Source organism: Noviherbaspirillum sp., assembly GCF_035627455.1.
Classification (GTDB): domain Bacteria; phylum Pseudomonadota; class Gammaproteobacteria; order Burkholderiales; family Burkholderiaceae_D; genus Noviherbaspirillum.
Genome location: NZ_DASPLS010000062.1, coordinates 41,831 through 52,196, shown reverse-complemented (window position 1 = coordinate 52,196; position 10,366 = coordinate 41,831). Strand labels below are relative to the sequence as shown.

Annotated in this window: 8 protein-coding genes and 1 rRNA gene; 5 read left to right on the top strand and 4 right to left on the bottom strand. The window is 61.5% G+C overall.

What is annotated here, in order from left to right; all coding sequences use genetic code 11:
* Nucleotides 1-97, top strand: a 5S ribosomal RNA gene (rrf, locus tag VEC01_RS11910); the annotation flags it as partial.
* Nucleotides 98-362: 265 nt separating this feature from the next.
* Here the strand turns inward: rrf and VEC01_RS11905 are convergent.
* Nucleotides 363-962 carry a 2-hydroxychromene-2-carboxylate isomerase gene (locus tag VEC01_RS11905; RefSeq protein WP_324901052.1) on the bottom strand — a complete coding sequence of 200 codons (600 nt, stop codon included), beginning with the start codon at nucleotides 960-962 and terminating at the stop codon, nucleotides 363-365.
* A gap of 44 nt (nucleotides 963-1,006) precedes the next feature.
* A complete protein-coding gene (locus VEC01_RS11900) occupies nucleotides 1,007-1,744 on the bottom strand; it encodes an SDR family oxidoreductase (RefSeq protein WP_324901050.1) in 738 nt (245 codons plus the stop codon).
* Nucleotides 1,745-1,823: 79 nt separating this feature from the next.
* Here VEC01_RS11900 and VEC01_RS11895 point away from each other — a divergent pair, with 79 nt between their 5' ends.
* The 4 genes from VEC01_RS11895 (at nucleotide 1,824) to VEC01_RS11880 (ending at nucleotide 6,880) form a co-directional block, all read left to right on the top strand.
* Complete coding sequence (locus VEC01_RS11895) at nucleotides 1,824-2,459, top strand: TetR/AcrR family transcriptional regulator (protein ID WP_324901048.1); 636 nt, start codon at nucleotides 1,824-1,826, stop codon at nucleotides 2,457-2,459.
* Nucleotides 2,460-3,022: 563 nt separating this feature from the next.
* Complete coding sequence (locus VEC01_RS11890) at nucleotides 3,023-4,174, top strand: TRAP transporter substrate-binding protein (protein WP_324901046.1); 1,152 nt, start codon at nucleotides 3,023-3,025, stop codon at nucleotides 4,172-4,174.
* A gap of 103 nt (nucleotides 4,175-4,277) precedes the next feature.
* Nucleotides 4,278-4,904, top strand: a complete 627-nt coding sequence (locus VEC01_RS11885; RefSeq protein ID WP_324901045.1) for a TRAP transporter small permease subunit — start codon at nucleotides 4,278-4,280, stop codon at nucleotides 4,902-4,904.
* A complete protein-coding gene (locus VEC01_RS11880; protein WP_324901043.1) occupies nucleotides 4,901-6,880 on the top strand; it encodes a TRAP transporter large permease in 1,980 nt (659 codons plus the stop codon). Before VEC01_RS11885 ends, VEC01_RS11880 begins: the two co-directional genes overlap by 4 nt.
* Before the next feature lie 224 nt (nucleotides 6,881-7,104).
* Here the strand turns inward: VEC01_RS11880 and VEC01_RS11875 are convergent, their stop codons facing one another.
* Both VEC01_RS11875 and VEC01_RS11870 read right to left on the bottom strand, forming a co-directional pair.
* Complete coding sequence (locus tag VEC01_RS11875) at nucleotides 7,105-7,272, bottom strand: hypothetical protein (protein WP_324901041.1); 168 nt, start codon at nucleotides 7,270-7,272, stop codon at nucleotides 7,105-7,107.
* 191 nt (nucleotides 7,273-7,463) lie between these two features.
* Nucleotides 7,464-10,274 (bottom strand): EAL domain-containing protein, encoded by a 2,811-nt coding sequence (locus tag VEC01_RS11870; RefSeq protein WP_324901039.1) that lies wholly within the window; start codon nucleotides 10,272-10,274, stop codon nucleotides 7,464-7,466.
* Nucleotides 10,275-10,366: the final 92 nt, after the last annotated feature.

Below are 10,366 nucleotides of genomic sequence, written 5' to 3'. Positions count from 1 at the left end.
AGTTGGTACCACCCCTTCCCATCCCGAACAGGACCGTGAAACGACTCTGCGCCGATGATAGTGCGTCAACACGTGTGAAAGTAGGTTATCGTCAGGCTTGTTATACGAAAAAGCCCTGGTTCTCTGAACCAGGGCTTTTTTCTTGCGCTTTAAGAACCACATCCTCAATCGGCATTCTCAATATCGATCGCTTTGCTTGCCGAGCAAATGCCCGATCGATGCCTGCGTCGGCGTCAACGTAGTCGGAATGGCGCCGTGCACGGGCAAGTTGAGTTCGTGAGGCTGCCGATTTCCTCCTCGCCGGCTGCGCTTTACAGCCGGCCGCACAATCCAGGAACGCGCCCTCGTTTTGAAGTTGTACGTCAGTGCGCGGATGAGGCGAGCGCCAGGTCAACGAAATGCAGCCGGTCCTGTCCCCAGTACATGTCCTCGCCAACAAAGAAGGTCGGAGCGCCGAACACACCGCGCGCGACCGCTTCTTCGGTGTTTTCCCGCAGTTTCTGCTTTACCTTGTCGTCCTGTGCCAGCGCCAGGACCTGCACCGGTGAAAATCCGGCCTCTTCGAGGACCGCCGCGATGTCCTGCGGGTTGTTGAGGTTGCGCGGCTTTTCAAACATCGCGCTGAATACGGCGGACAGATAGCGATGGAATTCTTCGTCGCTGCGCATCTGCATTGCCACCGCGCCGCGCATGAGCTGGAGCGTGTTGAGCGGGAAATGGGGATTCGGGGTAAACGGTACATTGAAATACCGGGCCCAGCGCTCAAGGTCAACCAGGGAATGCTTCCCTTTCAGCGGTACGGTGACGGGACTGGCGTTGCCGGTCGCCTGGAATACGCCACCCAGCAGCATCGGGCGCCAGACGATTTCGGCATTCCTGGCCTGCGCGATTTTAGGCAGCTGGTGGTAGGCAAGATAACTGTAAGGGCTTCCGACATCAAAGTAGAATTCAACGCGTTTCATTTGTTTTTTCCTGTGAAGTTTGTTTGCAAGCCTTGCGGTTGTGCTTACCAGCGCTCGATCCAGGGGCGCAGGTCGAGTTCATGAGTCCATGCGTCGCGCGGTTGCGCATGCAGGTGCCAGTAGTTGTCCGCGATATGGTCCGGATTGAGGATGCCGTCCTGCTCCTTCAATGCGTAGCGTTCCGGGAAGCTGTCACGAATGAACGCGGTGTCGATCGCGCCGTCGACGACGACATGCGCGACATGGATGTTCCGCGGCCCGAGTTCGCGCGCCATGCTTTGCGCTAGCGCACGCACGGCGTGCTTGGCGCCGGCGAATGCGGCGAAGTTGGCGGAACCGCGCAGGCCGGCGGTGGCGCCGGTGAAGATGATCGTGCCCCGTCCGCGCGTCACCATGCGTTTCGCCACTTCGCGCCCGGCCAGGAAAGCGCTGAAGCAGGCCATTTCCCAGATCTTGAAATACTTTCGCGCCGTCTCCTCCAGGATGCTGCACGGGACATTTGCGCCGATGTTGAAGACCATGACATCGATCGGAGCGATGTCGCGTTCGATGTCGTCCACGAGCTTGATGACTTCCTCTTCCTTGCGTGCGTCGGACGCAAATCCGAACGCCTGTCCGCCGGCATTGCGAATGTCATCGATCAGCGGTTGCAGCTTGCCGGCATCGCGGCGCGTCGCGCACGCGATCATTCCCTCCCGGGCAAACCGCTTCGCGATCGCGCCGCCCGTCGCATCGCCGGCACCGATGACGAGCGCCGCCTGTTTGTCGCTTCCAGTTTTCATGCACACCCCTTTTATAAAATAACGACCGTTACCATAACGAACGTTATGCTAACATCCGGCGGGTGTCAAGCGAACAGGAATGGGACTCGAAATGCGGTACAAGCCGGGACATAAAGAGGAAAAGCGCAAGCAGTTGCTCAAAGCCAGCGGCGAACTCGTGAAGAAAAGCGGATTCGCGGCAACCGGTGTGGATTCGCTGATGCAGGCCGCCGGCGTCACCAGCGGCGCGTTCTATAGCCATTTCTCATCAAAAGCCGAGCTGCTCAAGGCCCTGATTGAAAGCGAGCTGCTGGCAAGCCGCGAAATGTGGGCAGGCAACCCGCATGAGACCGCTGAAGAATGGATGAATTTCGAGCTCGACCGCTACCTGAGTCTTGCGCACGTCAAGCATCCGGAAGCGGGCTGCGTTCTTCCATCGATCGCGGCGGAGATCGCGCGCGCGGACTTGTCGGTCCGTGAACTCTATGAAAAGGAGTTGCTGAAGGGGCAGGAAATACTTGTTAAACGGCTGGGTAGCGACGACCTCGCCTGGGCGGTGATCTGTCAGCTTGTCGGCGCAATACTTGTGGCCCGCGCCATGCCCGGTGAAGCAATGCAGCGGGCCGTCATTGAAGCAAGCAAGCGGTTCCTGAAAGAGGTGACGGCGCAGCTGGCCAAAGGGGGGGCTGACGCGGACCGGAATACCCGGAACCCCAAGCGAAAGCCGACGACGTAAGCACAACGCAGCGCTATTCAACGCGTGTTGCCTTGCCCGGGCGGAAAATGTCCGGCGGATTGAAAGGCGGTTGCCCCTTGCGGACTGCCATGGCCCGCGGCACGCTCGCCCCGTCCCGAAAATGAATCCGTTCTTGCGGCCGGTTTTTCACCTGGCGTGTTCCGGCGCGCTGCGAGGGGCAAAGCGATCCGCCGCGCTGCGCTGGCTCCCGTCAACGCGCTTTAGGCGCTGTTTGACAAGCTACTGCGCGCCCCGGACGGTTGCTCTGCGTACCTGTCGTACGCACGCGCTACCCGGCGCCAGTCCGGCCCGTTCGCGGCGCTTGTCAATCAGAGCCAAGTCCGGTCGATTCCGGCTCTCAAAATTTTGCTGTCATGGCGGGCATACAATGCGAGGCGGAGCGCGTCCTTCCCACCTTTTTTGGTGTTGCGCGGCAGCGAATCCGTGACCGGGAGTCCAAACCCCGCTTTTCCGGTTCGTCCCATTGCTTATTCTCAAGCTATGCTCATTTTTGTGGGATGACACTATGAAGGTAATACAAAATCCCTTCTAGGAGACAAACCATGAAGAAGTCCGGCAAGCCTAACCCTCAGTCCCAATCTTCACGCCGCGGTTTCCTCGGCAAGGCGGCCGCAGGCACCGCCACCGCGCTCGCCATGCCGATGGTGGCAACCGCGCAGACGCCGACACAGTTCCGCTTCCAGAGCACCTGGCCGGCGAAAGATATTTTCCATGAATACGCAAACGACTTCGCGAAGAAGGTCAACGACATGACCGGTGGCGAATTGAAGATCGAAGTGCTGCCCGCCGGCGCCGTGGTGCCGGCTTTCGGCCTGCTAGACGCAGTATCGAAGGGCACGCTCGACGGCGGCCACGGCGTGATGGGTTATAACTACGGCAAGCAATCCGCCATTGCCCTTTGGACATCCGGCCCTGCCTTCGGCATGGATGCCAACATGGTGCTGGCCTGGCACAAGTACGGCGGCGGCAAGGAATTGCTCGCCAAGCTCTACGATTCGATCGGCGCCAATGTCGTTTCCTTCCTCTACGGCCCGATGCCGACGCAGCCGCTCGGCTGGTTCAAGCGGCCGATCACGAGGCCCGAGGATTTCAAGGGCTTGAAATTCCGCACCAACGGCCTGGCAATCGACCTCTTCACCTCCATGGGCGCGGCGGTGAATGCGTTGCCCGGAGGCGAAATCGTGCCGGCGATGGATCGCGGCCTGCTCGATGGCGCGGAATTCAACAACGCCACTTCCGACCGCATCCTCGGTTTCCCGGACGTGTCCAAGGTCTGCATGCTGCAGAGCTTCCACCAGAGTTCGGAGCAGTTCGAGATCACCTTCAACAAGGCCAAATTCAACGCACTGCCGCCCAAGCTGAAGGCGATCATCGAAAACGCGGTGGAAGCAGCGTCCTCCGACATGTCATGGAAGGCGGTCGACCGCTACTCCACCGACTATCGGGAGTTGCAGACCAAGAACGGCGTGAAGTTCTACAAGACGCCGGACTCCTTCCTGCAGGAGCAGCTCACTGTCTGGGACGCGGTGGTGGCGAAGAAGGGCGAGGGCAATCCGCTGTTCAGGGAGGTCGAGGCATCCATGCGCAGTTTCGCCGAACGCGCGGTGAAATGGGACATGGACACCAACAACCCGCGCCGCATGGCCTACAACCACTACTTCGGCCGGAAGCAGCAGACTCCCAAGAAATCCTGAGCGCAGGGCGCGCGTACAGAACGCCATCCGCGTCGCTGCAGATGGCGTTTCCTGAATCCCGCGGCGGGCGGCAGCGCGCCTGCGGGTTCACGAGGTTCCGAACATGCAAAAACTCCTGTATTTCGTCGACAGGGTGAGCACTTGGGTCGGTCAGGCCTTCGCCTGGCTGATCCTGGTGCTCACCTTGCAGGTTGCATGGGAAGTGTTTTCCCGATATGTGCTGAATACGCCGAACGCCTGGGCCTTCGACTTGATGATCATGATGTACGGCACCGCATTCATGATGGCGGGCGCCTACACGCTGGCCAAGAACGGCCATGTGCGCGGTGACGTGCTGTATGGCTTTTTCCCACCACGGCTGCAAGCCGGGCTCGACCTGCTGCTGTACTTCTTGTTCTTCATTCCCGGCGTCGTCGCCCTGGTGTGGGCAGGCTATACCTACGCGGCCGAGTCCTGGGCCATCAATGAGCATTCCACCCTCACCGCGAATGGTCCGCCGCTTTATCCGTTCAAGACCGTGATCCCGATCGCCGGCATTCTCCTGCTGGCACAGGGACTGGTCGAGATCGTGCGCTGCATTGCCTGCCTGCGTGAAGGCGACTGGCCGGCGCGCGAGCAGGACGTCGAGGAAGTCGATGTCGACATGCTCAAGGAAATGGTGAACGTGAGGGACGAAGACATCGCGAAGCTGGATGTGTTCGTCGCCCCGAAGGAAGGAGAGCGGTCATGAGGAAGGAAGTCTGGTTCGGCCTGACCATCATGGCGATGGTGGTCATCGGCGTCTTCACCCTGATGCCGGCGCCTTCGGAAATGACCAACGGCCATCTCGGCCTGCTGATGCTGGCGCTGGTGGTGGTGGCGATCATGCTCGGCTTCCCGACCGCATTCACGCTGATGGGCATGGGCGTGTTCTTCGCCTGGCTTGCATACCGCAGCCGAAATCCGGAGCAGGCCATCGGGCTCACGCTCGACCTGATGGTGCAGCGTGCTTACGCGGTGATGGCCAACGACGTGCTGATCTCCATTCCGCTGTTCGTGTTCATGGGCTACCTGGTCGAGCGCGCCAACCTGATCGACCGGCTGTTCCGGGGCCTGCACCTTGCCATGGCGCGCGTGCCCGGTTCGCTCGCGGTCGCCACCATCGTCACCTGCGCGATTTTCGCCACTGCAACCGGTATCGTCGGCGCCGTCGTCACGCTCATGGGCCTGCTGGCATTGCCGGCAATGCTGAAGGCGGGCTACAACATCCGCTTGGCGGCGGGCACTATCACCGCCGGCGGCTGCCTCGGCATCCTGCTTCCGCCGTCGGTGCTGCTTATCGTCTATGGCGCAACGGCGGGCGTGTCGGTCGTTAAGTTGTATGCGGGCGCATTTTTCCCGGGAATCATGCTGGCCACGCTCTACCTCGGCTACGTCATCCTGATGGCCAAGCTGAAACCCCACTATGCGCCGCCGCTGTCTGTGGAGGACCGGCGTGTGCCCTTGCCTGGCTGGGCGGCAGCGATTACCGGCAAAGGCAGCAACAATGCGTTGTCCGGATTGCTGGGCGCATTGCGCGCAAAGGACAAGCGACCGGCTTCGACCGGCCTGCTGCTTGGCCAGCTGCTCATCACCCTGTTGCCGGCAATTGCATTTGCGGTTGCGATGGGGCTGACCTATCGTGCGATGACCACCGTCGAGACACAGGACACGGGGGGCGCGGTGCAGATGGGCGAGGGCATGGAGTCGGGCGCCGCGGGCGGAAACGCCGACTCCGGCGGCGGACTGGCAGAACCGCCAATGGAGGGCGGACTGTCGGAACCGCCCGCGGAGGGCGGACTGGCCGAGCCCCCGACGGACGATGGCGGGAAGAAATCGCCGGAAGCCGTGATTGTTCCGGCACCGGCCGCGCCGGCTGACACCGCGCCGGCAGCAAGAACGGAGGTCGGCGGCGAAGAGCCGGCTGAAACCAAATCAGCGCCCATGTCGTACTGGATCGTGCTCGGCGTCGGGCTTGCGGCCCTTGCCGGGTTCTATGCGATCTTCAGCTTTACCCGGCTGGAAATCTTCAAGATGCTGCTTGGCTCTTTCTTTCCCCTTGCGATGCTGATCCTCGCCGTGCTCGGGGCGATCGTGTTCGGCCTCGCGACGCCGACCGAAGCGGCCGCGATGGGGGCGCTCGGAGGGCTGCTTCTGGCGGCGGCGTACAGGCGGCTCAACCTGGCAGTCCTCAAGGAGTCCGTGTTCCTCACCGCGAAGACCAGCGCGATGGTGTGCTGGCTTTTCGTCGGCTCGAGCATCTTCTCGGCGGCGTTCGCGCTGCTCGGTGGACAGGAGGTCATCAACAACTGGGTGCTGTCGCTCGACATGACGCCGCTGCAGTTCATGATCCTCGCGCAGGTGATCATCTTCCTGCTCGGCTGGCCGTTGGAGTGGACGGAGATCATCGTGATCTTCATGCCGATCTTCATTCCATTGCTCGCGCACTTCAACGTCGACCCGCTGTTCTTCGGCCTGCTGGTGGCGCTCAACCTGCAGACCGCCTTCCTGTCGCCGCCGGTGGCGATGGCGGCGTTCTACCTGAAGGGCGTGTCGCCGCCGCACGTGACGCTGAACCAGATCTTCCTCGGCATGCTGCCGTTCATGGCGATCCAGGTCCTGGCGCTGGTGCTGCTGTATACGTTCCCGGCGATCGGATTGTGGCTGCCTGGGGTGCTGTACAAATAAGGCTTTGACGGCGGGACAGGCGCAGGAGGGATTCCAGACTGCGCCCTGACCAAGGGGGGGCGGGCCCTGCTCCACGGCAGGGCCGGGGCGCCGGCGGATACGAAGCGCTGGCCCGGATAGACCGTCGCCAGTCGCGGCATGAACATTTCAGGGGTGAGCGCCCGGTGTCCGACGTCCGGTCGCGCCGGGAAATGATGGTGCTTTTGCAAATATGCCGGACATCATCATTCTTCGTTCCAGAGATAACCCACGACCCCCGAAAGAAAAACGACAATCCCGCCAGTGAAAAGTCCCAGGGATGTTGCGTTCTGATCGATGCCCAGCGCACCTGCGCCGATCAAACCCAGCAGCACGCCAAGCCGCATGATTACCGTGTACCAGGACAAATCCACACATTCCCCTTAAAACGAGCGATTAAACCGCATTCCGACGTAACCGGCATCCCATGTTCTAGGTAAGTAGTTCTGCGTATTCTTTTTTCACGCTGAACAATGGTTTCATTCTCGGACGCGCAGCGGGCGCTGCCACTATTCGGGATGGGGCTGCCGTGCATTCCCTGGTGCCGGTGTGCCCGGCCGTCGCCTCAATGGTACAAACGTTGCGGGTGCACGTGGCGATACCAGTCCGCGAACCGGTCTCCGTCCAGCGGCGCGCTGAAGTAGTATCCCTGCCCGAGGTCGCAATCGCGCTCACGCAGCAGGTTCAGCGCCTCCTCGGACTCGATGCCTTCGGCGACCACTTCGACACCGAGCTTCTTCCCCAGGTCGATCACGGTTTCCGTGATGATCATCGCGCGCTTGTCGGTCTTCATATTGCGCACGAACGACTGGTCGACTTTCAGCTTGTCGATCGGCAGCTGGGACAGGTGGCTCAGGCTGGAGTAGCCGGTGCCGAAATCATCGAGCGATATCCGCAAGCCGAGACGCTTGAGATCCGCCAGCTGTTCCATTGCGCGCTGCACCCCGCGCATCACCATGCTTTCCGTCACTTCCAGCTCCAGGTAGTGCGGCGCGATGCCGGACCGGTTGATCGCGTCCGCAACGCTCTTGTCGAAGTCATGTGCACGAAACTGCAATGGCGACACATTGACCGCAATCCGCAATGGAGGCAGGCCGGCCTTCCGCCAGCGCGCATGCTGGCAGCACGCCTCGTGCATCACCCAGGCGCCGAGCTGGTTGATGAGCCCGCATGCTTCGGCGGCCAGGATGAACTCGCCCGGCATCACCATTTCCGCCCCCTTTTGCTGCCAGCGGATCAGCGCTTCCGCGCCGGTCACCTGCATCGTCTTCGTGTCGACGATCGGCTGGTAGTGCACCTGGAATTCACTCTCGTGAAAGCTTTGGCGCAGGCGCTGTTCAAGGGCAAATGCCCGCTTTGCGCCGGTGTCGATTTCCAGGTTGAAGAACTGGAAGGTGTTGCGGCCGTTTGCCTTGGCGTGATACATCGCGGCGTCGGCGCGCCGGATGAGGCCGTCGATTTCCGACGCATCGGTCGGATACAGGCTGATGCCGATGGACGGCGAGGTCCGCAGTTCCAGGCCTTCGATGAAATACGGCTCGCGCAAGGCCGCCAGCAGGTGTTTGGCGGAATGCTCGACATCCTGCGGGGTGTCGATGTGCGAAAGAATCGCCACGAACTCGTCGCCGCCGAGGCGCCCGACCAGGTCGCTGCTGCGCACGCAGCGCGTCAGCCGCCGCGCGACTTCCTGCAGCATCTTGTCGCCGATTTCATGCCCGTAGGTATCGTTGATCGGCTTGAAGCGGTCAAGGTCGAAGAACAGCACCGCGCACATCGTGCCGCTGCGTTTGGCGCTCGCCAGCAGGTGGTTGCCGAACTCATAAACGAGCGCGCGGTTCGGCAGGTCGGTGAGGGGATCGTGCTGCGCCGCATGCAGCGCCCGTTGTTCGGCTTCCTTCTGTTCCGTGATGTCCAGCGAGAACGAGCACAAGCCGAACGGCTCAAGGGAATTGATGTAACTTACCGGAAAGCGCACCGTTGCGTAAGTGCGCGAGGACCCGTCCTTCAGGCGCACCAGCTCTTCTTCGCGTACCGGTCCCTTGCTTCGAACCGCTTCCTGGTCCCGCTGCCATACGCGCTTGGCGACGTCCGGCGGCAGCAGATCGAACACGCCGCGGCCGAGAACGGCGTTCTGCGGGATGCCAAGCACATCGGCGAAACTCTGGTTTGCGATGATGATACGGCCGGAAAGGTCTTTGATGCTCACCAGCAGGGGAGAGTAATCCAGGATGCTCTTGAGCTGCGAACGCTCGATCAGCAGCGCGTTCTCGATGCCCTTGCGCTTGGTGATGTCCGTGATAAAGCTGACCGCCATCGGCCCGGCGGGCGTCTCGCACATGTTGATGCTGGCTTCGATCGGAAAGATGCTGCCATCCTGCCTGCGCGCCGACAGCTCCATTCCTTGTCCCATCGGGCGCGGCCTGGCAAAGCGGAAGTAGTCGCTGCGCTGTTGTACGTGCCTTCCGCGCGATTGCTCCGGCAGCAAGAGTTCAAGCGTCTTGCCCAGCAGGTCGCGGCGCGTATAGCCGAACATCTCCTCGGCGGCCTTGTTCACCAGGCGAATCTGCCCATCCTCGTTGATGCCGACGACGGCCTGGGTGGTCGACTCGAGCAAGGCGCGCGCCGTCTGCTCGCTCTCCTCGAGCGACAGCATCAGTGCGTGTTCGCGCGTGCGGTCGTAGGTAATCTTCGAGTAGCCGCGCAACTTGCCGTCGACGTCATACAAGGCGGTGAGCGTGACGTCGGCCCAGAAATGCTCGCCGCTCTTGCGCACCCGCCACGCCTGCTGCTTCGCCACACCCTGCGCTGCCGCTTCCTTCAATAGCTTCTCGCTCGCGCCGGCCCTGCGGTCGTCGTCGGTGTAGAACAGCGAGATGTGCTTGCCGAGCACTTCTTCCTGGCGGTAGCCCTTGATCCGCTCGGCGCCCTTGTTCCAGCTTTCGACGTGCCCTTGCGGGTTCACGAAAAACACGGCGACGTCGCTGACGCCCTCGACCAGCAGGCGGAACCGCTCCTCGAGGTCATGCTGCGCTTCCCGGGAACGGTGGAACAGGCCACCCAGGACCGTAATCGTGGCGCCGATCACGGTAAAGAGGACGACACGGACTTGTTCGCCGGGATCATTGACCAGCAGGGTGCCAGGTTCTTCCACGAAGAAATACACTCCGGAGATCAGGCCGAGAATGGTGGCCATGATGGAGGACCTGACGCCGCCGAAAAGCGCGCAGGCCACTACCGGCAGCGTGAAAAGCAGTAGCGGTGCCCTTTCCCCGAGGTAAGGCGCAAGCGCATAGCGCAACAGCGTTGCCGCGAGCACGGTGGAGACTGCAAGCAAATACGGCGCTACCTGGGCCGGGGGCCGATAAGGACGGAGCATATGGAGCTGCAAACGGGGGCGGAACCGATTGGGCAGTGGAATCCCGGATTGGTTTCCCTGTTGCAGTGTTGGCACGCAAAATGAGAATTTTT